Annotated in this window: 20 protein-coding genes; 12 read left to right on the top strand and 8 right to left on the bottom strand. The window is 72.6% G+C overall.

Annotation, left to right across the window (positions count from 1 at the left end; translation table 11 throughout):
• Positions 1-23 precede the first annotated feature (23 nt).
• Positions 24-701, top strand: a complete 678-nt coding sequence (locus AC0682_RS16745; RefSeq protein WP_478533547.1) for a winged helix-turn-helix transcriptional regulator — start codon at positions 24-26, stop codon at positions 699-701.
• A 53-nt stretch (positions 702-754) separates the two neighbouring features.
• On the top strand, positions 755-1,399 hold the full coding sequence (locus tag AC0682_RS16740) for a nucleoside/nucleotide kinase family protein (protein ID WP_478533546.1): 645 nt from the start codon (positions 755-757) through the stop codon (positions 1,397-1,399).
• A 48-nt stretch (positions 1,400-1,447) separates the two neighbouring features.
• Here the strand turns inward: AC0682_RS16740 and AC0682_RS16735 are convergent, their stop codons facing one another.
• Both AC0682_RS16735 and AC0682_RS16730 read right to left on the bottom strand, forming a co-directional pair.
• The gene (locus AC0682_RS16735) at positions 1,448-2,380 is read right to left on the bottom strand and encodes a carbohydrate kinase family protein (protein ID WP_478533544.1); all 933 of its coding nucleotides are present in this window, start codon (positions 2,378-2,380) and stop codon (positions 1,448-1,450) included.
• Positions 2,377-3,309 (bottom strand): pseudouridine-5'-phosphate glycosidase, encoded by a 933-nt coding sequence (locus AC0682_RS16730; RefSeq protein WP_478533543.1) that lies wholly within the window; start codon positions 3,307-3,309, stop codon positions 2,377-2,379. The genes AC0682_RS16735 and AC0682_RS16730 overlap by 4 nt, the downstream gene beginning before the upstream one ends.
• A 105-nt stretch (positions 3,310-3,414) precedes the next feature.
• On the opposite strand from AC0682_RS16730, the gene AC0682_RS16725 reads away from it, so the two are divergent.
• Positions 3,415-3,777, top strand: a complete 363-nt coding sequence (locus AC0682_RS16725) for a cupin domain-containing protein (protein WP_478533542.1) — start codon at positions 3,415-3,417, stop codon at positions 3,775-3,777.
• Positions 3,778-3,902: 125 nt separating this feature from the next.
• Here AC0682_RS16725 and AC0682_RS16720 read toward each other — a convergent pair whose 3' ends face one another.
• The 3 genes from AC0682_RS16720 to AC0682_RS16710 all read right to left on the bottom strand — a co-directional run bounded on the left by AC0682_RS16720 (position 3,903) and on the right by AC0682_RS16710 (position 6,946).
• The gene (locus AC0682_RS16720; RefSeq protein WP_478533580.1) at positions 3,903-5,168 is read right to left on the bottom strand and encodes an MFS transporter; all 1,266 of its coding nucleotides are present in this window, start codon (positions 5,166-5,168) and stop codon (positions 3,903-3,905) included.
• A 203-nt stretch (positions 5,169-5,371) separates the two neighbouring features.
• The gene (locus tag AC0682_RS16715; protein ID WP_478533540.1) at positions 5,372-5,929 is read right to left on the bottom strand and encodes a methylated-DNA--[protein]-cysteine S-methyltransferase; all 558 of its coding nucleotides are present in this window, start codon (positions 5,927-5,929) and stop codon (positions 5,372-5,374) included.
• A gap of 105 nt (positions 5,930-6,034) precedes the next feature.
• Positions 6,035-6,946, bottom strand: coding sequence for a glycerophosphodiester phosphodiesterase family protein (locus AC0682_RS16710; protein WP_478533538.1), 912 nt, complete (start codon positions 6,944-6,946; stop codon positions 6,035-6,037).
• A 194-nt stretch (positions 6,947-7,140) separates the two neighbouring features.
• On the opposite strand from AC0682_RS16710, the gene AC0682_RS16705 reads away from it, so the two are divergent.
• The 5 genes from AC0682_RS16705 (at position 7,141) to AC0682_RS16685 (ending at position 14,169) form a co-directional block, all read left to right on the top strand.
• Positions 7,141-7,797, top strand: coding sequence for an MHYT domain-containing protein (locus AC0682_RS16705; RefSeq protein WP_478533537.1), 657 nt, complete (start codon positions 7,141-7,143; stop codon positions 7,795-7,797).
• Positions 7,798-7,908: 111 nt separating this feature from the next.
• Positions 7,909-10,047 carry an excinuclease ABC subunit UvrB gene (uvrB, locus tag AC0682_RS16700; protein ID WP_478533536.1) on the top strand — a complete coding sequence of 713 codons (2,139 nt, stop codon included), beginning with the start codon at positions 7,909-7,911 and terminating at the stop codon, positions 10,045-10,047.
• A 161-nt stretch (positions 10,048-10,208) separates the two neighbouring features.
• Positions 10,209-10,787, top strand: a complete 579-nt coding sequence (locus AC0682_RS16695; protein WP_254812813.1) for a TerD family protein — start codon at positions 10,209-10,211, stop codon at positions 10,785-10,787.
• 115 nt (positions 10,788-10,902) lie between these two features.
• Positions 10,903-12,906: a TerD family protein gene (locus AC0682_RS16690; RefSeq protein ID WP_478533534.1), complete on the top strand. Its 2,004-nt coding sequence runs from the start codon at positions 10,903-10,905 to the stop codon at positions 12,904-12,906.
• Positions 12,907-13,149: 243 nt separating this feature from the next.
• Positions 13,150-14,169, top strand: a complete 1,020-nt coding sequence (locus tag AC0682_RS16685; protein WP_478533533.1) for a TerC family protein — start codon at positions 13,150-13,152, stop codon at positions 14,167-14,169.
• A gap of 138 nt (positions 14,170-14,307) precedes the next feature.
• Here AC0682_RS16685 and AC0682_RS16680 read toward each other — a convergent pair whose 3' ends face one another.
• Positions 14,308-14,964: an MBL fold metallo-hydrolase gene (locus tag AC0682_RS16680; protein WP_478533532.1), complete on the bottom strand. Its 657-nt coding sequence runs from the start codon at positions 14,962-14,964 to the stop codon at positions 14,308-14,310.
• A 78-nt stretch (positions 14,965-15,042) separates the two neighbouring features.
• Positions 15,043-15,732 carry a maleylpyruvate isomerase family mycothiol-dependent enzyme gene (locus tag AC0682_RS16675; RefSeq protein WP_478533531.1) on the bottom strand — a complete coding sequence of 230 codons (690 nt, stop codon included), beginning with the start codon at positions 15,730-15,732 and terminating at the stop codon, positions 15,043-15,045.
• Between the two features lie 176 nt (positions 15,733-15,908).
• On the opposite strand from AC0682_RS16675, the gene uvrA reads away from it, so the two are divergent.
• Positions 15,909-18,986 (top strand): excinuclease ABC subunit UvrA, encoded by a 3,078-nt coding sequence (uvrA, locus tag AC0682_RS16670; protein ID WP_478533529.1) that lies wholly within the window; start codon positions 15,909-15,911, stop codon positions 18,984-18,986.
• Positions 18,987-19,328: 342 nt separating this feature from the next.
• A complete protein-coding gene (locus AC0682_RS16665; protein ID WP_254812819.1) occupies positions 19,329-19,757 on the top strand; it encodes a Rieske (2Fe-2S) protein in 429 nt (142 codons plus the stop codon).
• A 152-nt stretch (positions 19,758-19,909) separates the two neighbouring features.
• On the opposite strand, the gene AC0682_RS16660 is transcribed toward AC0682_RS16665, so the two are convergent.
• Positions 19,910-20,836, bottom strand: coding sequence for a hypothetical protein (locus AC0682_RS16660; protein WP_478533527.1), 927 nt, complete (start codon positions 20,834-20,836; stop codon positions 19,910-19,912).
• A 239-nt stretch (positions 20,837-21,075) separates the two neighbouring features.
• On the opposite strand from AC0682_RS16660, the gene AC0682_RS16655 reads away from it, so the two are divergent.
• Together AC0682_RS16655 and AC0682_RS16650 are read left to right on the top strand one after the other, a co-directional pair.
• A complete protein-coding gene (locus tag AC0682_RS16655) occupies positions 21,076-21,693 on the top strand; it encodes a papain-like cysteine protease family protein (protein ID WP_478533525.1) in 618 nt (205 codons plus the stop codon).
• Between the two features lie 4 nt (positions 21,694-21,697).
• Entirely contained in the window at positions 21,698-22,651 is a 954-nt protein-coding gene (locus tag AC0682_RS16650; protein ID WP_478533524.1) for a hypothetical protein, read from the top strand.
• The last annotated feature ends 166 nt before the right edge of the window (positions 22,652-22,817 follow it).

Raw genomic sequence — 22,817 nt, 5'->3', positions numbered from 1 at the left:
ACAACATGTCTAGACTGCGTCGTATGCCACGTCAGCAGCCCGCCGCCCAACGCCCCGTCAGACGCCGGAGCTACGACCAGTTCTGCGCCACCGCCCGCGCCCTCGACTCCGTGGGCGACCGGTGGACGCTGCTGATCGTCCGCGAACTGCTCGCCGGACCCCGCCGCTACACCGACCTCCACGCCGATCTGCCCGGCGTCTCCACCGACGTCCTGGCCTCCCGTCTCAAGGACATGGAGCAGGGCGGCCTCGCCGTACGCCGCAAGCTCCCGCCGCCCGCCGCCGCGTCGGTCTACGAACTGACCGAGCGCGGCCACGGTCTGCTCCCCGTCCTCACCGCCCTCGCCGAGTGGGGAGCCCCCGCCCTCACCGAGCGCCGCCCCACCGACGCCGTGCGCGCCCACTGGTTCGCCCTGCCCCTGCTGCGCGCCCTGGCCGGTCTCACCCAGGAGGGCGTCCTCGAAGTCCTGCTGGAAGAGGGCGAGTTCCATGTCCGTACGGGAGGAGGCGCGGCGGTCGAGCCCGGCGGCGAGCTGTACGGGTTCGGCCCGGCGCCCCGGCCCGACGCCCGCATCACCCTCGACGCCGAACTCTGCCTGGAGCTGGGACGCGGCGGTGTCACCCTCGCGGAGGCGGTCAAGGACGGCCGGATCGAGGTGGCGGGGGAGGGGCCGCTCGCCACCGAACTGCGGGGCGGGTGAGGCGTGCGGGCCCGTGCCCCCGGTCCGTGTCCTCCCGCGTGGATGATGGAGGTGTGCGACTCGAAGCGATCACCTGGGAACGGCTGGCCGGCGAGCTGGCCCGGCACGCGGACGGCCTGACCGCCGCCGACGGATCGCCCCGGCTCGCCCTCGGCATCGACGGCGCCCCGGCCGCCCGCACCGCTGACCTGGCCGAACGCGTCGCCGGGGAGCTGAGGCTGCGGGGCCGGTCGGTGCTCGTGGTCTCCACGGAGGGCTTCCTGCGCCCGGCGAGCCTGCGGTTCGAGTACGGGAAGGAGGACCCGGACGCGTACGCGGACAGCTGGTTCGACACGGGCGCGCTCTGGCGCGAGGTGTTCGGGCCGCTGGAGGCGGGCGGCTCCGGACGGGTGCTGCCCGACCTGTGGGACCCGGCGACGGACCGGGCCACGCGCACTCCGTACCACCGGCTGCCGGAGGGCGGGGTGGCGATCGTGCACGGGCCGCTGCTGCTCGGCCAGTGGTTCCCGTTCGCGCTGAGCGTGCATGTGCGGCTCTCGCCGGGCGCGTTGCGACGGCGCACCCCGGAGGCGGAACGGTGGACACTGCCGGCTTTCGCCCGGTACGAGGAGGAGGCCGCGCCCGCCGAACGGGCGGACGTGGTCGTGCGCGCCGACGACCCGGGGCATCCGGCGTGGTCGGGCGTGGGCGCTGCCTAGGGGGGCTGTGCACGTGCGGGCTCACCGGTTCACGCGAGGGCATACCGGTTACGTGGGCGGCCGGCCCCCCACCGTGGCGACCGCCTCGGCCCCCGCCCGGCAGCCCGCCGCCGCGGCGGCCCGGTCGTCCGCCCCCGCCAGCACGGCCGCGAGGAACCCGCCGGTGAACGCGTCGCCCGCGCCGGTGGAGTCGACGGGAGCGGGTACCGGCCGGGCATCGACCCGCCCCGTCACCCGGCCCCCGGCCGCCACCACCGCGCCCCCGCCGCCCAGGGTGACGACGACGCGGGGGAACGTAACGCTCAACTCCGCCGCCGCCTCGGCCGGTTCGGGCAGCCCGGTCAGCAGCCGGGCCTCGTCCGCGTTCGGCAGCAGCAGCTCGGCCCCCTCGGCGTACTCCAGGAACCGCTTCGGGCCCAGCTCCCCCAGAAACCCCGCCGACGCCGGGTCCACGCTCACCGGAACCCCGCGCTCCAGGGCGGTCCGCAGGGCGAGCAGCGCGGCGGCACGGCTGGTGGCGGCGAACAGGAGGTAGCCGGAGAGGTGCAGCCACCCCGTGCCGTCGAGCATCGAGGGCGCGAAGTCCTCGGCGGCGAGCCGAAGTACGGCCCCGCTGTCGGTCAGGAAGGTCCGCTCGGCGGCGGAGTCCACCAGCGCGATGACGGTCGCGGTCGCCACCTCGTCGTCCACCGCCAGCAGCGCCCGCACCCCGGCCCCCTCCAGCGCGTCCCGGTGCCAGTCGACGGACTCCGCCCCGGCCCGTGCCAGCAGCGCCACGTCCCGGCACCCCGAACGCACCGCCCAGCACGCGACGTTGGCCCCCGCGCCGCCGGGCACGCTCCGGATCCGGGCGGCGGTGTCCGTGCCGTGGACGAGGGGGGAGCCGTGCAGCGCCACGACGTCCGTGACCACCTCCCCGACCACGAGGAGCCCGCGCCCCGGGGCGGGGGCGGCGGCGCTGCCTGCCCGGGGGAGGCTCACCGTACGGCTGCCGCCGCGGCGATCGCCGCCGCGAGCCGTACGTTCCCGCGCACCGCCGCCAGGTTCGCCTCCAGCGACGCGCCCTCGGTCCGCCGCATCAGGTGGTCCAGCAGGAAGGGGGTCACGCCCTGTCCGGTGATCCCGCGCTCCCGGCACGCGTCGAGCGCCTCCGCCAGCACCCGGTCGTGCAGGGCGGGGGCCAACTGGTCCGCTTCCGGTACGGGGTTGGCGACGATCAGCGCCGCCTCCGGGCCGCCCAGCGCCTCCTTCGCCCGCATCACCTCCACCACCTCTCCCGGACTGCGCACGGTCCAGTCGACCGGGTGGCCCGAACTGCTCAGGTAGAAGCCCGGGAAGTGCGCGGTGCCGTAACCGAGGATGCCCACCCCCAGGGTCTCCAGCCGCTGGAGCGTGGCGGGGACGTCGAGGATCGACTTCACTCCCGCGCAGATCACCGTGATCCCGGTCCGGGCGAGCAGCCGCAGATCGGCGGACTCGTCCTGGCTCTCGGCCCACTCCCGGTGTACGCCCCCGAGCCCGCCGGTGGCGAAGAAGCGCAGCCCCGCCCGGGCCGCGAGGAACGCGGTCGCGGAGACCGTCGTCGCTCCGCTCGCCCCGAGCGCGAGCGCGGGGGCCAGGTCGCGATGGCCCAGCTTCCGGACCGCCGGATCGGTGGCGATCCGCTCCAACTGGTCCTTCTCCAACCCCACATGGGCCCGCCCGTCCAGAACGGCGATGGTCGCCGGGACGGCCCCGGCGGACCGGACGATCCCTTCCAGCTCGCGTGCCACCCGGAGGTTGCGGGGGCGTGGCAGCCCATGCGCGATGATCGTCGACTCCAGGGCCACGACGGGGAGCCCGTCGGCCAGGGCGGCGCGTACCTCGGTGGAGAGGGCCGGCTCGTAGGAGGTGTCGATGTTCTGTGGCATGTCCCCATCCCTGTCGCGGGCGGGAGGGCGGCAAACCACGAGGGGACGGTTTCCGGCCCGTCCCGGTGGCGGGTCGGCCGGAAGCGGTCGCTAGGGTGACCGGCCATGACGACACATGACCAGGCCCCCGCCTCCTTCGCCGTACACATCCCGGACGCCGACCTTGAACCGGAGCCCCTCGACCCGGCCCAGATCGTCTCGGGTGAGCCCGTGGTGACGGGCAAGGTGCTGTGGGAGTCCGCCGACGGCAAGCAGGTGCGCGGGATCTGGCAGATCACCCCGGGCGTGGTCACCGACACCGAGGCGAACGAGCTGTTCGTGGTCGTCAGCGGCCGGGCGACCGTGGCGGTCGAGGGCGGCGCGACCCTGGAGATCGGGCCGGGGGACGCCTGCGTACTGCGCGAGGGCGACCGGACGACCTGGACGGTCCACGAGACGCTCCGCAAGGCGTACCACATCAGCCTCTGAGGCCCCGAGATCTGCGAGGTCGTCGGCGTGAAGGCCCCGTGAGGCGCGGGAGCCTTCGCGCCCCACACCTTCAGGCCCTCGCACCTTCAGGCCCTCCCACCTACGCGCCCGCACACCCTTGGGGCTCACGCCTTCGTGGACTCTGAGGGCTCAGAGGGGTCCGACCGCTCGGAGTGCTCGGACCGCTCAGAGGGCTCCGGCCGCTCTGCCCCCTTCAGGCTTCGGCGCAGGGCGAGCGCGGCCACCGGCAGGAGCAGGGCGGCACCGATCGCGTTCAGCGGGCCGTACCCCCACTGGGCGACGATCACCCCGGCCGTCGCTCCGCCGATGCCCGCCGCCGCGTTCATGGTCAGGTCCGACAGGCCCTGCACGGCCGCCCGGGCATCCTGCGCCACGGAGTCGGTGAGCAGCGCCGAACCGGCGATCATCCCCGCCGACCAGCCGAGGCCGAGCAGGAACAACCCCAGGGCGGTCTGGCCGTGCCGGGGCCCCGCGGTCCCCGCGAGCAGCGCGGCGCCGCTCAGCAGACCGACCGCCAGGCCGATCACCGAGAGCCGGCCGAACCGGTCGGCCAGCCACCCCATCACCGGCGAGAACGCGTACATGCCCGCGATGTGGCCGCTGATGACCAGCCCGATCAGCTGGAGACCGGCGCCGTGCCCGCCCAGATGGACCGGGGTCATGACCATGATCGACACCATCGCGGTGTGCGACACGGTGACGGTCCCCAGGGCCAGCTTAGCCATCGGCGACGCGCGGACCGCCGCGACCCCGGCGCGCAGGGACCGCTTCGGCCGTCCCCGCGGGCTCTGCGGGGCCAGGGCGCGTGCCGTGAGCAGCGGGTCGGGGCGCAGGAGCACGGCCACGACCACTCCGGCGAGCAGGAAGGCGACCGCGGACCAGAGATAGGGGCCCGCGGTCTCGGGTACCGGGCTGCCGCGGAACACCCGGCCCGCCGGGGCCGCGATGTTGGGGCCGACCACCGAGCCGATGGTGGTGGCCCAGACGACGGTGGAGATCGCCCGGCCCCGCCGCTCCGGCCCGACCAGGTCGGCGGCCGCGAACCGGGCCTGGAGGTTGGCGGAGGACCCGGCGCCGAACGCGGCCATCCCGAGCAGCAGCAACGGGAAGCTGCGGACCACCGTGCCGACGACCACCAGAGCACCGCCGAGCGCGCCGATCAGATAGGCGAGCACCAGGCCGGGGCGCCGGCCGCGCGAGGTCATCAGGGCGGCCAGCGGCAGCGACAGCAGTGCCGTGCCGACGACGGAGGCGGTCGGGGCCAGACCGGACAGGGCCTCGGAGCCGGTCACCTCGGTCGCCAGCATCGGAGCCAGGGCGATACCGATGGCCACACCGAGGCCGCCGAGTATCTGGCTGACGACGAGCACGGCCGAGGTGCGGCGCTGGAGGGCGGGCAGCGCGGCGGCCGTGACCGGCGGGACGGCGGAGCGGGGGAGTGGTGGTGTCACCGGCGCAGTGTGCCATCACATGAACGGCGTGCTGCACCCGCACGGGTGAACCGGCCGACGAACCGTCCGGATCGCCACCCCCTGGAGCAGGCCCAGGACCGGCGCTCCCCCGACAGCTGCTGCTAGAACAGCGGCTGCGGAAGCAGCCCCTCCAGCGCCAGCAGCCGCCGCTTCGTCTCCAGCCCGCCGCCGAACCCCCCGAGGCCGCCGTCGTTCTCCACCACCCGGTGGCAGGGCACCACCACAGGCAGCGGGTTGGACCCCATGGCGGCCCCCACCGCCTGCGCCGCCTCCGGCCGCCCGACCCGGGCGGCCAGCTCCCCGTACCCGATGACCGTCCCGTAGGGCACCTGGGACTCCAGCTCGCGGAGCACCTCGCGCGGGAAACCGGCCGTCAGCGACCAGTCCAGCTCCAGGCCGAACTCCCGCAGCCCACCCGCGAAGTACGCCGCGAGCCTGCGTATCGGCTCGGCGAGCCGCGCCGAGCCGGGCGCCTCCACCGGCTCCGTGCCCAGCCGCGTCCGCAGCCTGGCGAGCGCCGCGTCCCGCACGTCGGGCCGGGCGTGGAAGGCCACGGTGACCAGGCCGACGGGCGTCGCGGCGAGCAGCAGCGGTCCGACGGCGCTCGTCACGACGGACCACTCGACGGCCGGCTCTCCACCGAGCCCGTAGCTGTTCATGCCGTCCACGGTACGACCGCCCGCTGACAGAGCCTGCCGGCCGTCGGCGCCCCCGGCCCGCCCGCCACCACGGGGCGCGTCAGCGGGGTCCGTCGGAGGACGGCATCAGCGGGTGGCGTCGCGCACCACGTCGGGGTAGTTGGTGATGATGCCGTCCACGCCGTAGGCGTGGACCCTTGCCGCGTCCGCCGCGCTGTCGACCGTCCAGGTGTTCACCCGCAGCCGCTTGCCGTGGGGGCCCTTGAGCCGCTGCACGGCCGCCACGTAGTCTGCGCCGATCGTCTTGTACGAGGGGTTGATCTGGTCCGTGAACGCCGCGTAGGAAGGCAGTTCGGCCACATCGGGGGTGCCCAGGAAGCCGGTGGTCACGTCGGGGCGCAGGGCGTGCACCTCCTTGATGCTGTCGGCGCCGAAGCTCTGGATGACCAGCCGGTCGCGTACGTGCGAGGGATCCAGCCACCCTTCCTTGCGCAGCACCCGCAGGATGTCCCGCTCGATGCCCGGATAGGTGGCCGGGCTCTTGATCTCCAGGAGCAGCTTCTGCCGGTTGCGGTCCAGGCGGTGCAGGAACTGGGTGAGTGTCGGCACCCGGGCCTCCGCGAACCGCTCCCCGAACCAGCTGCCCGCGTCCAGTTTCGCGATCTCCGCGGCGGTGAAGTCCTTGACGGCCCACGGCGCACGGTCGGGGAAGACCTCCTCGACGTCCGTCGTGCGCTTCAGGTCGGTGTCGTGCAGCACCACCAGCTCACCGTCCTTGGTGCGCTGGACGTCGTTCTCCACCCAGTCGATGCCGAGCGCCTTCGCGGCGTCCACGGCGGCGAGCGTGTTCTCCGGCGCGTAGCCCGAGGCGCCCCGGTGGGCCAGGACGACGGGGCTCGCCGACCGGTCCGGGGTCCGGGCGTCCGCCGTCCGCGGCTGGGCGCCGGGCAGCAGGGCGCCGACGCCGAACACGGTCGCGGCGGCCGTGCCGAGCACGACCGCGGCTGCGGCCAGGGCGGTTGTGGTGCGGACCGACACGTCGACTCCTCGTAACCGGGGTTGGGGGCCACGACAAGTGTGGCGGTGGCCTGCCAACGCGGGGTACGGGGGCGGTGACCGCAGCGTGAACGTCAGAGGCATCGCAACTATAGAATGCTTGTCCTGATATCTGTCTGCCGAGTCCGTCCCCTGGGGACCCTCTCGAAACCAACCTTCGGGAAGGGTGTGCCAGCGTGCGGGGAACGGTCGACGGATTCACCCATGCCCCGGCGATCCTGGCGCTCGCGTTCCTCGTGGCCTGCCTGGGGGCCGCGGTGGGCCTCCGCTGCGCCATCAGGCCACCCCGCACGACGCGCACGGCACACCTCTCCGGCACCGTCCGGCTGCTGCTCGGCGCGCTCTCCGTCGGCTTCGGCATCTGGATCATGCACCACGTGGCCATCACGGGCTTCACCGTCGTGGAGGCACCCCTCTCCCGCGACCGGCCCCACGTGCTCATCGGCCTGGTCGTGCTCGTCGTGATGGCCGGGGTCGGCCTCTTCGTCGTCGGGTACCGGGGTGCCACCCGCATGGCGCTGATCACCGGCGGCGCCCTCACCGGCCTCGGCATCGCCTCCACGCACTACCTGGGCATGGCGGGGATCCGCTTCCCGGGGCACTTCACGTACGAGACGCCTCTCGTCGTCCTCTCGGTCCTGATCGCCGCCACCGGCGCCACCGCCGCCCTCTGGTCCGCGCTCTCCCCCCGCACCCTCCTCTCCCGCCTCGGCGCGGGCGTCATGATGGCCCTCGCGGTGACCGGGATGCACTACACGGGCATGGCCGCGCTCGGCGTACAGCTGCAGCCCGGTGCGCCCACCGTCGTCTCCGCCGACCCCCGGGCCGACTGACCGCCTTCGCCGCCCGCGCGCGAGGGCACGACCGCCGGTGCGGCGCGGACCGCAGGGCCCGCTCGGCGCGGATCCGAGGCCGTTGTCAGTGGGGGGCCGTACGGTGGTTGCATGCGGCCCGTTTCCAAGATCGAACGTTCGGTGGCGCCCTTCGAGGTCGTCAGTCCCTACCAGCCCAGCGGCGACCAGCCGGCGGCCATCGCCGAGCTGGACCGGCGTATCCGCGCCGGTGAGAAAGACGTCGTCCTGCTCGGCGCGACCGGCACCGGCAAGTCCGCGACCACCGCCTGGATGATCGAGAAGCTGCAGCGCCCCACCCTGGTCATGGCGCCGAACAAGACGCTCGCAGCCCAGCTGGCCAACGAGTTCCGCGAGCTCCTGCCGAACAACGCGGTGGAGTACTTCGTCTCGTACTACGACTACTACCAGCCCGAGGCGTACGTCCCGCAGTCGGACACCTACATCGAGAAGGACTCCTCCATCAACGAGGAGGTCGAGCGGCTGCGCCACTCCGCCACGAACTCGCTGCTCACCCGGCGCGACGTCGTCGTGGTCGCCTCCGTCTCCTGCATCTACGGCCTCGGCACCCCCCAGGAGTACGTGGACCGCATGGTCCAGCTCAAGGTCGGCGAGGAGATCGACCGCGACCAGCTGCTGCGCCGGTTCGTGGAGATGCAGTACACGCGCAACGACCTCGCCTTCACCCGCGGCACCTTCCGGGTCCGGGGCGACACCGTCGAGATCTTCCCGGTCTACGAGGAGCTGGCCGTCCGCATCGAGATGTTCGGGGACGAGATCGAGGCGCTCTCCACCCTTCACCCGCTCACCGGCGAGGTCATCAGCGAGGACCCCGTGGTCCACGTCTTCCCCGCCAGCCACTACGTCGCGGGTCCCGAGCGGCTGGAGCGGGCGGTCCGGGGCATCGAGCAGGAACTGGAGGAGCGTCTGGCCGAGCTGGAGAAGCAGGGCAAGATGCTGGAGGCCCAGCGGCTGCGCATGCGCACCACGTACGACATCGAGATGCTCCGCCAGATCGGCAGCTGCTCCGGCGTCGAGAACTACTCGATGCACTTCGACGAGCGGGCCCCCGGCACCGCCCCCAACACCCTCCTCGACTACTTCCCCGAGGACTTCCTGCTCGTCCTCGACGAGTCGCACGTCACCGTGCCGCAGATCGGCGCGATGTACGAGGGCGACGCCTCCCGCAAGCGGACCCTCGTCGACCACGGCTTCCGGCTGCCGTCCGCCATGGACAACCGCCCCCTGAAATGGGAGGAGTTCCTGAAGCGGATCGACCAGACCGTCTACCTCTCCGCCACCCCGGGGAAGTACGAGCTCTCTCGGGGCGACGGCTTCGTCGAGCAGATCATCCGCCCCACCGGCCTGGTCGACCCCGAGATCGTCGTCAAGCCCACCGAGGGCCAGATCGACGACCTGGTGCACGAGATCCGCACCCGCACCGAGCGCGACGAACGCGTCCTGGTCACCACCCTCACCAAGAAGATGTCCGAGGACCTCACCGACTACTTCCTGGAGCTGGGCATCCAGGTCCGCTACCTCCACAGCGACGTCGACACCCTGCGCCGCATCGAGCTGCTGCGCGAGCTGCGCTCCGGCGAGTACGACGTCCTGGTCGGCATCAACCTCCTCCGCGAGGGGCTCGACCTCCCCGAGGTCTCCCTCGTGGCCATCCTCGACGCCGACAAACAGGGCTTCCTGCGCTCCGGCACCTCGCTCATCCAGACCATCGGCCGCGCGGCGCGCAACGTCTCCGGTCAGGTCCATATGTACGCGGACAAGGTCACCCCGGCGATGGCGCAGGCGATCGACGAGACCAACCGACGCCGCGAGAAGCAGATCGCCTACAACACCGAGCGCGGCATCGACCCGCAGCCGCTGCGCAAGAAGATCAACGACATCGTCGCGACCATCGCCCGCGAGGAGATCGACACCGAGAAGCTCCTCGGCACCGGCTACCGCCAGGGCGGGGAGCCCAAGACGCCGGTCCCGACGCTCGGCACCCAGACGGCCAGGGGCGGCGCCAGGGCGGGCACCAGGGGCAAGGCCAAGGGCGCGGCGGTCGTCGGCGACCGCCCCGCGACCGAACTGGCAGGGATCATCGAGGAGATGACGGACCGGATGCGGGCCGCCGCAGCCGACCTCCAGTTCGAGGTGGCCGCCCGGCTCCGCGACGAGGTGGGCGAACTGAAGAAGGAGCTGCGCCAGATGAAGGAGGCGGGCCTCGCCTGAGGCCCCGCCCACCGGGCACGGGGCTACCGCCGTGCCCGCGCGGTGTGTTGCAAGACCGACACAAAAACGGACCGAACCTGCTGCCGCGCCGGGGGGAATGCGTAGGGTGCGGGGAAACCGCACACGGACGGTTGCGGGGCAATGCGGAGAGGGGACAGCGCGTGACGGTCAATATGACCAAGGGGCAGGCCATCAGCCTGCAGAAGGGCGACGGGGGGACCCTGACCGCGGTACGGATGGGGCTCGGCTGGCAGGCGGCTCCGCGCCGCGGCCTGTTCGGCTCGCGCACCCGGGAGATCGACCTGGACGCCTCGGCGGTGCTCTTCGCCGACAAGCAGCCCGTCGACGTCGTCTTCTTCCGCCACCTGGTCAGTGACGACGGCTCGGTCAAGCACACCGGCGACAACCTGGTCGGCGGCGCCGGTTCCGGCGGCGACGACGAGGCGATCCTCGTCGACCTCCAGCGCGTCCCGGTCCACATCGACCAGATCGTCTTCACGGTGAACTCCTTCACCGGCCAGACGTTCCAGGAGGTCCGACACGCCTTCTGCCGCATCGTCGACGAGACCAACGGCCAGGAGCTGGCCCGGTACACCCTGGACGGCGGCGGCCAGTACACCGCCCAGATCATGGCCAAGGTCCACCGCGTCGGCGGCGGATGGCAGATGACCGCCCTCGGAAACCCGGCCAACGGCCGCACGTTCCAGGACCTGATGCCGTCCATCCTTCCGCACCTGTAGGCGGACGGGACCGGAACAGGCCGGCACCGGCACGTGCAGCTCCCGGAGGCACCGCCTCCGGGAGCTGCACCGCGCGGGGCCCGGCGCACCGCACATCGTCGAGGGGGACAGCGCAATGACGGCCGAACTGGTCCGGGGGCAGAACCACACCCTGCCCCAGACCCGTCTGGAGATCCGGATCTCGGCGGGCTCACCCGTCGTGGCCGGCGCCACCCTCGCCGACGAGAGCGGTACGGTACGCGGCGTCGAGTGGGTCGCCCACCCCGGCGCGCACCGCCTCCCCGGCCTGGAGGTCTCCCGGCAGGCCGCGGCCGGCCACCGCCTCGCCGTCGACCTGGAGGCCCTGCCCGAGGCGGTGCACCGGGTCACCGTGCTGCTCGCCCTCCCGGTGGGTACCGGAGGACCGGCCAGGTTCGGCGCCACCGCCGCGCCCTTTGCCGCCGTCACCGGACTCGACGGCACCGAGATCGCCACGTTCACGCTCACCGGCCTGGACGCCGAGACCGCGGTCAACGCCCTGGAGCTGTACCGCCGCCACGGCGCCTGGAAGGTCCGGGCCGTCGGACAGGGGTACGCGGCCGGGCTGGCCGAGATGCTCGCGGACCAGGGCCTGCCCGGTGCCGCCGGGCTGGCCGCCGCCATCCAGGAGGCGGTCGCCCGCTCCCTGGCCCGCTCGGTCCCCCCGCCACCGCCCCGCACCCCCGAAGCCGACCGCGTACGGCAGACGTCGGAACCGCACACGCCGCCCACCGCGCCCTCCGGCGCCGGCACGGGCCCCCGCCCCGTCACAGACCCGGTCGCCCCCGCTTCCGGCACGCCCACGCCGACCACCTCCCCCACCGCAGGCACACCCACGGCACCCGCCCCAGGCGTCCCTCACCCCGGTGGCCCCATCAACTACGCTCACCCCCGGCGCCGCCCCACCGCGCCGCCGGCCCCGCCCGCTCCGCCGCCCGCCCCGGCGCCCGCGCAGCCCGGGCAGGCGCCCCAGCCGGTGGCCGGGGACGCCACCGGCTGGTCGATGGACGAGCGGCTCTACAACCAGATCTGGGGCATGTTCGAGGACCTGGCCCGGGCCGTCGCCGCCTACCGCAGCGCCGTGGACTTCGCCGAGTCCCGGATGGGCCAGGAGCTGGACCGCGCCCTCTCCGACCCGCGCAACCGGATCGGCGGCGCGGGCGACCGGGCCCGCGAGGAGGCCCGTGCCAAGCGCGACGAGCTGACCGCCCGGGCCCGGGAGGCGCTGGACCGGGACCTCGGCCAGCTGGCCGCCGAGGCCGCGGTCGTCGAGCCCGCGCTCCCGGCCGCGTACGCCGGGTGGGGCAACCCCGTCTGGCATGCCCACCGCATCCCGATGGAGCTGCCGATGGCCCTGCGCCTGGGCGACCTCCATCTGCCCGAGCGCACCGACCTGCGCGTCCCGCTGCTGGTCCGGCTGCCGCTGGAGCGGGGGATATGGGTGGACAGCGGGCGTACGGCCTCCGAGGCCGCCGCGCTCATGGACGGCGGCCGGCTCCGCCGTCAGGCGATGGAGACCGCCGTCCTGCACGCGGCCCGGCTGCTCTCGGTCTATCCGCCCGGGGAGTTCTCGGTGCACGTCATCGACCCGGCGGGCGCGGCGGCGGGCCCGTTGGCGCCACTGGTCGACGCGGGCGTCCTCGCCGGGCCTCCGGCCGCCGGGGCCCAGGGCGTGGCCTCGGTCCTGGCCCATCTGACCCGCCGGGTGGACCTGGTGCAGATGGCGGTCCGGGCCGGTGCGGCCGACTCGCTCCCGCCCGACCTGGACACCGGTGAGCAGCTCCTGGTCGTCAACGACTTCCCGCACGGCTTCGACGACCGGGCCGTCACCCAGCTCCGGTACCTCGCCGACGAGGGCCCGGCCGTCGGTGTCCATCTGCTGATGGTGGCGGACCGCGAAGACGCGAGTGCGTACGGTCCGGTGCTGGACCCGCTGTGGCGTTCGCTGCTGCGGATCACCCCGGTCGCGGACAACCACCTCGCGGACCCCTGGGTCGGTCACGCGTGGACCTATGAGCCGCCGGTCGTGCCGCCGGGCAGCCGCGTCCTGGAGCAGGTCCTCGCGGCGGTCGCGACGGCCCGCGGAGCCGCTGGCCGCTGATCTCCGAACACCATTCCGACCTGCGCATTTGGTAATCTCTTTACTATTTTCTTTACCTGCGCTTGGCCGTGCCTGTACTGTTCGGTCCACGGAGGGGAGTACTCCTTACGCGACGTCCCGTCAGTACGGACCGTGACCGGTCCCGGGGCGTCGGCCCGGCGCGCATCCCGTGTCGCCAGGGTGGAAGAGACCTCCGGCAGCGACGACGCTGATCAGTAGCCGTAGCGAACTGCCGGAGGCGCAGTGGACGTTTCATGGACTCTTTGGGCTGTGACCATCATCGGTCTCTCCGCCCTGATCGCCGTCGACTTCTTCATCGGGCGCAAGCCGCATGACGTGTCGACCAAGGAAGCCGGGATCTGGACGGTCGTCTGGATCGCGCTGGCCGTTCTCTTCGGCCTCGGCCTGCTGGTGTTCGGCAACAGCCAGGCCTCCGGCGAGTTCTTCGCCGGATTCATCACCGAGAAGTCGCTGAGCGTCGACAACCTCTTCGTCTTCGTCCTGATCATGGCGAAGTTCTCGGTGCCCTCGCACCTCCAGCAGCGGGTGCTGCTCATCGGTGTGCTGATCGCCCTGGTGCTCCGGGCGATCTTCATCGCGGCCGGTGCCGCCGTCATCGCGAACTTCTCGTGGGTGTTCTACATCTTCGGCGCGTTCCTGATCTACACCGCCTGGAAGCTCATCCAGGAGGCGCGGGCCGACGAGGAGGAAGAGGAGTTCGAGGAGAACCGTCTCCTCAAGTCGATCGAGAAGCGCTTCGGGGTCGCGGACCAGTACCACGGCACGAAGCTCTTCATCCAGCGGAACGGCAAGCGCGTCCTGACACCGCTGATGGTGGTCATGCTCGCCATCGGCACCACCGACGTCCTGTTCGCGCTGGACTCGATCCCGGCGATCTTCGGCCTGACCCAGGACCCGTACATCGTCTTCACGGCCAACGCGTTCGCGCTGATGGGTCTGCGCCAGCTGTACTTCCTCATCGGCGGTCTGCTGAAGAAGCTGGTCCACCTCAGCTACGGCCTGTCGGTGATCCTCGGCTTCATCGGCGTCAAGCTGGTGCTGCACGCCCTGCACGAGTCCGGGGTGCACGTGCCCGAGATCTCCATCCCGTTCTCCCTCACCGTCATCTGCGGCGTCCTGGTCGTCACCACGATCACCAGCCTGATCGCCAACAGGAAGCAGGAGGCGGCGGAAGCCGAGGCGGCGGCCAAGGCGAAGAGCGTCGGCGCGACCGACGAGCAGCCGGAGAGCGTCAGCAGCTGACCCGGGGCAGCCGGGAGCTGCGCAGGGAGTCACCGGCAGCGGCCGGGGCGGAACGGCGGAAGCCGTCCGTCCCGGCCGCTGTGCGTGTACGGGAGAGCGGTGCGGAGCCGCACCGGCTCCGGGGAGAACGGGCCGGGGTCACCAGCCCCGCGCGCGCCACTCCGGCAGATGCGGCCGCTCGGCGCCGAGGGTCGTGTCGTTGCCGTGGCCCGGGTAGACCCAGGTCTCGTCGGGGAGCCGGTCGAAGAGCTTCGTCTCGACGTCGTTCAGGAGGCTCACGAAGGCCTCGGGGTCCTGATGGGTGTTGCCGATCCCGCCGGGGAAGAGGCAGTCCCCGGTGAACAGGTGCGGGGCCCCGTGCGGGTCGTCGTAGACCAGGGCGATCGAGCCGGGGGTGTGGCCCGTCAGGTGGCGGGCGGTCAGCTCCACCCGGCCGACGGTGATCGTGTCGCCGTCCTCCACAGGCACGTCCGTGGGGACCGGGATGCCCTCGGCGTCGTACCGGCCCGCGTACGTACGGGCGCCGGTGGCCGTCACCACCTCGGCTAGGGCCTGCCAGTGGTCACCGTGGCGGTGGGTGGTGACGACGGACGCGATGGAGTCGTCACCGATCAGGGAGAGCAGGGTGGCGGGCTCGGCCGCCGCGTCGATCAGGAGCTGCTCGCCGGTGGCCCGGCAGCGCAGCAGATAGGCGTTGTTGTCCATGGCACCCACGGCGACCTTGGAGATCATCAGATCCGCCAGTTCGTGCACGCTCGCCGGTCCGCCGACCTTCACCGCTCCGCTGTACGTCATACCGTTCACCCTAATCCGTCGCCGCCGGGGCCGGACGGTGTCCGAGGGGAACCGGCCGGACCCCGCGGGCACGGCGACCTACAGCGGGGGCAGCGCGGGCAGTGCGCCCCCGGTGACGGTCAGCGCGGAGCCGTCGCGGCGGCCGGCCAGCCAGCCGAGGAGGTCGGCCGCCGTGCCCCGTACCGACACGGCCGGGCCGTCCGTCCCGCCGCCGGTGGTCCAGGTCCGGCCGTCCTCGGCGGTCACCGTGGTGGCGGGGACGTCCGGGTGGCCGGTGAAGCGGTCGGTGAGGAAGACGATCTCCCGCTCGGTGAAGCCGCCCGGCAGGTCCTCCAGCTCGTAGCCGACGTCCAGGTCGACGTGGTGGATCTCCAGTTCGATCAGCCGGCGGAAGGGGACGCGGGAAGCGGAGTCCGTCACGCCGTTGCGCAGGGTGACCGTACGGGACCAGTCCGCCGGTTCCGCCGCCACCGCCTGGAAGCCGTCGGCGCTCTCCCGGAAGTCGGCCACCTGCTCGGCCAGGGAGCGGGTGGCGCCGGACGCGATGTCGGCGTCCCGGGTTTCGCTGCTCGCGTACATCGGCAGCCCGCGGAGAACATTTCCGAGCGCGTCGGCGTTACGTGACAGGTGGGCCAGAACGTGGCCCCGGCTCCACCCGGGCAGCCGTGACGGCTCGGCGAGTGCGGCCTCGTCCCACTTCCCCGCTTCGCCGAGCAGCCGATCGGTCGCTTCGCGTACAGCTGCCAGGTCATGCGCATGATCCATCATGCGGCCGAGCCTAGCTCCGCCACTCGTTCGGGTGAAGGTGTTCCAGGGCGACCGTAAATCGAATGTGCGTGCTATACGCTCGGAGGAGACAAAGCTTCCCCATCGCTGTGGCGCCCCCCATAACCTGGATCGGGGGCTCAGTTCCCCCGTCTCTCTCCAGAAAGGTGCGGACCGGCGTGGCCGACCGTCTCATCGTCCGTGGCGCGCGCGAGCACAACCTGAAGAACGTCTCGCTCGATCTCCCCCGTGACTCCCTCATCGTCTTCACCGGGCTCTCCGGGTCGGGCAAGTCGTCCCTCGCGTTCGACACGATCTTCGCCGAGGGCCAGCGGCGCTATGTGGAGTCCCTCTCCTCGTACGCCCGGCAGTTCCTCGGCCAGATGGACAAGCCGGACGTCGATTTCATCGAGGGTCTCTCCCCGGCCGTCTCCATCGACCAGAAGTCGACCTCGCGCAACCCGCGCTCGACGGTCGGCACCATCACGGAGGTCTACGACTACCTCCGCCTGCTCTTCGCCCGGATCGGCAAGCCGCACTGCCCCGAGTGCGGCCGTCCCATCGCCCGCCAGTCGCCCCAGGCCATCGTGGACAAGGTCCTCGGCCTGCCCGAGGGCAGCCGCTTCCAGGTCCTCTCGCCGCTCGTCCGCGAGCGCAAGGGAGAGTTCGTCGACCTCTTCGCCGACCTCCAGACCAAGGGGTACAGCCGCGCCCGGGTCGACGGTGCCACCATCCAGCTCTCCGAGCCGCCCACGCTCAAGAAGCAGGAGAAGCACACCATCGAGGTGGTCGTCGACCGCCTCACCGTCAAGGACAGCGCCAAGCGCCGCCTCACCGACTCGGTGGAGACCGCCCTCGGCCTCTCCGGCGGCATGGTCGTCCTCGACTTCGTCGACCTCCCCGAGGACGACCCCGAGCGTGAGCGGATGTACTCCGAGCACCTCTACTGCGCCTACGACGACCTCTCCTTCGAGGAGCTGGAGCCGCGCTCCTTCTCCTTCAACTCGCCCTTCGGCGCCTGCCCGGACTGCACCGGCATCGGCACCCGCATGGAGGTCGACCCGGAGCTGATCGTCCCGGACGAGGAGAAGTCGCTCGACGAAGGGGCGATCCACCCCTGGTCCCACGGCCACACCAAGGAGTACTTCGGCCGGCTGATCGGGGCCCTGGCCAAGGCCCTCGGCTTCCGTACGGACATCCCCTGGGCCGGACTCCCGCAGCGCGCCAAGAAGGCCCTGCTCTTCGGACACAAGATCCAGACCGAGGTCCGCTACCGCAACCGGTACGGGCGCGAGCGCGCCTACACCACCCCCGCCTTCGAGGGCGCGGTCCAGTTCGTCAAGCGGCGCCACACCGAGGCCGAGAGCGACTCCAGCCGCGAGCGCTTCGAGGGCTACATGCGCGAGGTGCCCTGCCCCACCTGCGAGGGCTCCCGGCTCAAGCCGATCGTCCTCGCGGTGACGGTGATGGAGAGGTCCATCGCCGAGGTCTCCGCGATGTCGATCAGCGAGTGCGCCGAGTTCCTCGGCCGCCTCAAGCTGAACGCACGCGACAAGAAGATCGCCGAGCGCGTCCTCAAGGAGGTCAACGAGCGGCTGAAGTTCCTGGTCGACGTCGGCCTGGACTACCTCTCGCTCAACCGCGCGGCCGGCACCCTCTCCGGCGGCGAGGCCCAGCGCATCCGGCTGGCCACCCAGATCGGCTCCGGCCTGGTCGGCGTGCTGTACGTCCTGGACGAGCCGTCCATCGGCCTCCACCAGCGCGACAACCACCGGCTGATCGAGACCCTGGTCCGCCTCCGCGACATGGGCAACACGCTCATCGTGGTCGAGCACGACGAGGACACCATCAAGGTGGCCGACTGGGTCGTCGACATCGGCCCGGGCGCCGGTGAGCACGGCGGCAAGGTCGTCCACTCCGGCTCGCTCAAGGAGCTGCTCTCCAACAAGGAGTCGGTCACCGGGCAGTACCTCTCCGGCAAGCGGTCCATCCCGACGCCGGACGTCCGCCGCCCGGTCGACCCGGCCCGCAGCCTCACCGTGCACGGCGCCCGCGAGAACAACCTGCACGACATCGACGTCTCCTTCCCGCTCGGTGTGCTCACCGCCGTCACCGGAGTCTCCGGCTCCGGGAAGTCGACCCTGGTCAACGACATCCTCTACACCCACTTGGCCCGCGAGCTGAACGGCGCCAAGTCGGTCCCCGGCCGCCACACCCGGGTCGACGGCGACGACCTCGTCGACAAGGTGGTCCATGTCGACCAGTCCCCGATCGGCCGGACCCCCCGGTCCAACCCGGCGACGTACACCGGGGTCTTCGACCACGTCCGCAGGCTGTTCGCGGAGACGATGGAGGCGAAGGTGCGCGGCTATCTGCCGGGCCGCTTCTCCTTCAACGTCAAGGGCGGTCGCTGCGAGAACTGCTCCGGCGACGGCACGATCAAGATCGAGATGAACTTCCTGCCCGATGTGTACGTCCCGTGCGAGGTCTGCCACGGTGCGCGCTACAACCGGGAGACCCTGGAGGTCCACTACAAGGGCAAGTCCATCGCCGAGGTGCTGGACATGCCGATCGAGGAGGGCCTGGAGTTCTTCGAGGCCGTCCCGGCCATCGCCCGCCACCTCCGTACGCTCAACGACGTCGGCCTCGGCTACGTCCGGCTCGGGCAGTCCGCGCCGACCCTCTCCGGCGGCGAGGCGCAGCGCGTCAAGCTGGCGAGCGAGCTGCAGAAGCGCTCCACCGGGCGGACGGTCTACGTCCTCGACGAGCCGACCACCGGTCTCCACTTCGAGGACATCAGCAAGCTGATCACCGTCCTCTCCGGCCTGGTCGACAAGGGCAACTCGGTGATCGTCATCGAGCACAACCTGGACGTCATCAAGACCGCCGACTGGGTCATCGACATGGGCCCCGAAGGCGGCAACGGCGGCGGTCTGGTCGTGGCCGAGGGCACGCCGGAGCAGGTCGCATCGGTCCCCGCCAGCCACACCGGGAAGTTCCTCCAGGGGATCCTGGACGCGGACCGGATCAGCGAGGCCGCGGTCCCGTCGGGGCGGAGCGCGGCTCGTCGGACGGCCACGGCGAAGAAGGCGGCGGCACCGAGGAAGACCGCCGCCACCAAGAAGGCCACGGCGACCAAGGCCACGGCGACCAAGGCCACGGCGACCAAGGCCACGGCGACCAAGGCCACGGCGACCAAGAAGGCGACCGCCACCAAGGCCGCCGCGAAGAAGGCGACGCGCGCCCGCAAGGCGTGATCCCAGGACGCCCGAGCGCCCGCACGGTGCGAGCCGAGCGCCTGCCTCCCGCACGGGGTATGCGTGGGGTGCCCGGGCGTCCGCACGGCGTCAGGGCGTGTCCGGCGGATCCTGACCGGGCCCGCGACGCCCGGCACGGCCCCTCTCCGGTGGGCCGCCGCAGTGGGTGGGCGGCCCACCGGAGGCAGGCCCGGCCGCAGGCCGTCCGTTCCCCGCCGGTATCGTCGGTTCCGTCACCGGCGGGGAACGGGCGGCCGCGGCTCTCGTCGCCTCCCTGCCTCTCCGGCGACGCCCGCACCACCCCGAACCGCACCACCGCGACCAACGATCCGTGGAGTTCGCATGCCCGGCCTGCCCGCCGCCCGCCGTACCGTGCTGAAGGGCGCCGCGCTCGCCGGTGCCGCCGGGCTGGGGGCCGCCGCCTGCTCGACCGAGTCCAAGCTCGGCCACGCCAAGCAGCCCACCCCCACCGCCCCCGTCGCCCTCGGTGAGGCCTCCGAGGTGCCCGTCGGCGGCGCCAAGCTCTACCGGGAGCAGCGCCTCGTCGTCAGCTGCCCGGCCAAGGGGGAGTACAAGGCGTTCAGCGCCCAGTGCACCCACGGCGGCTGCGTCCTGACCAAGATCGAGGGCACCGAGGGCCACTGCGCCTGCCACGGCAGCCGGTTCGACACGACCACCGGTGAGGTCCTCCAGGGCCCGGCCACCGTGCCGCTGCCCGCCGTCCCGGTCACGGCCGAGGGCGGAAAGCTCGTCGCGGGCCCGGACGCCTGACACCGGGGTTCGATCCGGACGCCTGAAGTCCGCCGCGGTACGGCCGGGGACGCCTGAAGCCCACCGCGGTGCGGCCCGGTCGCCTGAAGCCGCCTCCGCACGGCTCACGGCCCCGCCGACCGGGCACCACCCCAACTCCGCCCTCGGGGCGGTCAGTCCCAGTCCCAGTCGATGCCGACGAGCCCCCGCCGTACGCCCTCCTCCACCACGTGCACGGTCCGGTGGAGTCCCGTGAGCGTGAGGTCACGGCGGGCCGCGCGGGCCGCCCCGGCCGAGGACTGCTCGAACCGGCGGCACCGCACCGGCAGCGCGGCCTCGTCGAAGCCGATCTGGAGCACGTACTGCCCACCCCCGAAGGTGAAGCCCCGTACGTACTCGTCGCTGGGCCCTCCGGTACCGTCCTCGAAGCCGTAGCTAAAGAGGTACGTCTCGCCCGACCGGAGCCGGGTGTCGAAGAGCAGTTCCGCCACCAGCACCCCCGCCTCGGCGTCCCAGCGCACCCGCCCGGGCCGGCAGTTCTCCCCGGCCCGCACGGCGACCCGCGAGGGGTCGCACCCCGGGTCCCCGCGGTGGATGGCCAGATAGCGGTCGATCCCGTCCCGGTGGGCGCGTACGAGATGGAGCGAGGTGCGGCCCGCCAGCTCCCGCCGTGCCCCGATCCGTACCCGCTCCTGGTGGTCCACGGTGTGCAGCCCGCCGTCCACCGGTGACTCCATCGCCGCCAGCAGCCGTTCCACCGCGCCCGAGGACTCCAGCAGCGAGCGGTACGGGCGGGCCGCCGGACGCTCCCCGTCCGCACCCGGACCACCGTCCCGCAGCAGCCGCAGCAACGAGTCGTCCGGCAGCGCCAGCACGTCCTCCAGCGCGCGGACGGCCCGCAGCGACTCCGGGCGCCGGGGTCGGCGTACGCCCTGCTGCCAGTAACTCAGGCTGGTCACCCCGAGCTTGACGCCCCGGTGGGCCAGATGGTGCTGCACCCGGTGGAGGGGGAGCCCGCGCACGGAGAGGGCGGTGCGCAGGGCCAGATGGAAGGGGCCGGTGTGCAGGATGCGGGCGAGTTCTCTCTCGGTGTGCCGCATAGGGCGCCTCCGGTGAACGTTCACGTGGGGGAGAGGGGACACCGCCCCCGGGGGATGCGGGGGAGCAGGTGACGGGGCTGCGCCGTTCACACGGCCGTCGCGCCGTTCACACCGTGATGTCACTCCGTATTGAAGCGTGTTGACCTGTTCCGGACAACGATCGATCCTTCTCATCAGCGTCCGGACGCGCTCCTCCGATCCCCACCCCCCTGTTGTGCCCCCGCCTTGGGAGGAACGCCATGCGCAACCGAAGAATCCGGCCACGAAGGCTTTCGTCCACCGCCCTCCTGGCCGCCGCCCTTCTCGCCGTCCCCGCGGCCACCGCCACCGCCGCGGCAGCAGAGCCCGCCGCCCAGGACGGCGGGGTCGCCATCGCCGCCGCCCAGCGCCTCAACATCACCATGCAGGCCCAGCAGAAGAGCAACTGGTGCTGGGCGGCCGGCGGCAACACCATCGCCGCCTGGTTCGGCCGCAGCTACTCCCAGAACCAGTTCTGCAACGCCTCCTTCAACCGGAACCAGAACACCGAGTGCCCCAACTCGCAGGCCACCCTCGGCAACGTCCAGACCGGGCTGTCCTGGACCGGCGTCCGGCCCGGCAGTTACGTCACGGGCTGGCTGCGCTACCCGACCGTGCAGAGCGAGATATCCGCCCGGCGGCCCATCGAGACCCGCATCCAGTGGTCGTCCGGCGGCGGGCACATGCACGTCATCTACGGGTACGACGACGCCAACAGCTGGGTCTACTGGGGCGACCCGTGGCCCTCCAGCGACCGCTACAACTGGGCCTCCCACTCCTGGTACGTGAACAACAACCAGTTCTCCTGGACCCACTCGCTCTACCGGATCGGGGTGTGAGGACATGACCGCGACCACCCGGCGCCTCGCCGCCGCCACCGCACTCGCCGCGACCGTCCTGCTCGCCGCCGCACCTGTGGCCTCCGCCGACGGGCCGCCCGCCGACGGGACGCCCGCCCCGCCCGTGCTGACCGCCGCCACGCTGGCAGCCGCCCACGAGGCGGCCTCAGCACCGGCGACCCTGGACACCCTGTCCCGGTTCTTCGCCCGGGAGGGCGCGGTGGCCCGTACGGCGGCGGCACCGCGTATCGAGGCGGGGACCGTGCCGGTGCGGACCCTCTCGGCCGCGTTCGTCGCCGGGAAGCCGGGGGCCGCGCCGAGCACCCTGGACTACCTCGCCGCCACCGCCGTCTCCTCCGACGGCCAGAAGGCCTCCCTGTGGACCGTCCCCGGGTCCGGCGGCAGCGGGAAGTGGCAGGTGGTGAACATCGCCACCGGCGACGACGAGGCCCGCTACACCGCCCAGGGGGCCCGCGCGCTCCCCGGCGGCACGGTCTTCCGCGAACCGCAGATCGACGCCTGGTACGTCCACGACGCCTCCCGGGTCCTGCCGCTGGACCAGGACGCGAAGGCCGCCGTGGGGACCGGGGGGATCACACTCGACGCCTACCGGGCCCGGGTGAAGGAGGCGTACGGCGACAAGCTGCCCGGCTCCGGGTACGCGAAGTCCGGCAAGGCGGGAGGCTACGGCCCCGAGGCCGCGGGTGCGGATACCGGGCAGGCCCCCGCCCCCGGCGCCCGGGCCCCGGAAGCCGCACTCGGCGCCCAGGCACCGGCCCCCGGCCCCGCGCCCGCCGACGAGCCGGACACGACCACGGCCGCGGGCACGCCCGACACCGCCCTGGGAGCGGTCTCCACGGTCGCCGGGGCCGGGGCCCTGCTCGCCCTCGCCCTCTGCGGCGCCGCCGCCGTGGGCCGCCGGAACCGCACCCGGCAGGGCGGCGCCCCGGACGCCTGAGCGGAGGGAACGCTCCGGGGCCGTACGCCCAGTACGCCCTGCCCGTCCAGCACGTCCCCGGAGCGCGGCCCACGGCCGTTGAGCCGTGCTCCGGGGCGCCGACACCCCCCGGCGCCCCGGAGCCCCCGTACCGGGGAGCACACCGCCCCGTGCCCTGGAGGACGAC

This window comes from Streptomyces sp. NPDC043746, from assembly GCF_056436485.1.
This window is presented reverse-complemented; position numbering and strand designations above follow the sequence as displayed.

Bases quoted from the DNA above. Each gene is read 5' to 3' on its own strand.
- AC0682_RS16655 (WP_478533525.1), top strand. From the start codon at position 21,076: ATGCGCAACCGAAGAATCCGGCCACGAAGGCTTTCGTCCACCGCCCTC.
- uvrB (WP_478533536.1), top strand. From the start codon at position 7,909: ATGCGGCCCGTTTCCAAGATCGAACGTTCGGTGGCGCCCTTCGAGGTC.
- AC0682_RS16650 (WP_478533524.1), top strand. From the start codon at position 21,698: ATGACCGCGACCACCCGGCGCCTCGCCGCCGCCACCGCACTCGCCGCG.
- AC0682_RS16665 (WP_254812819.1), top strand. From the start codon at position 19,329: ATGCCCGGCCTGCCCGCCGCCCGCCGTACCGTGCTGAAGGGCGCCGCG.
- AC0682_RS16680 (WP_478533532.1), bottom strand. From the start codon at position 14,964: ATGACGTACAGCGGAGCGGTGAAGGTCGGCGGACCGGCGAGCGTGCAC.
- AC0682_RS16690 (WP_478533534.1), top strand. From the start codon at position 10,903: ATGACGGCCGAACTGGTCCGGGGGCAGAACCACACCCTGCCCCAGACC.
- AC0682_RS16730 (WP_478533543.1), bottom strand. From the start codon at position 3,309: ATGCCACAGAACATCGACACCTCCTACGAGCCGGCCCTCTCCACCGAG.
- AC0682_RS16715 (WP_478533540.1), bottom strand. From the start codon at position 5,929: ATGAACAGCTACGGGCTCGGTGGAGAGCCGGCCGTCGAGTGGTCCGTC.
- AC0682_RS16725 (WP_478533542.1), top strand. From the start codon at position 3,415: ATGACGACACATGACCAGGCCCCCGCCTCCTTCGCCGTACACATCCCG.
- AC0682_RS16745 (WP_478533547.1), top strand. From the start codon at position 24: ATGCCACGTCAGCAGCCCGCCGCCCAACGCCCCGTCAGACGCCGGAGC.
- AC0682_RS16660 (WP_478533527.1), bottom strand. From the start codon at position 20,836: ATGCGGCACACCGAGAGAGAACTCGCCCGCATCCTGCACACCGGCCCC.
- AC0682_RS16675 (WP_478533531.1), bottom strand. From the start codon at position 15,732: ATGATGGATCATGCGCATGACCTGGCAGCTGTACGCGAAGCGACCGAT.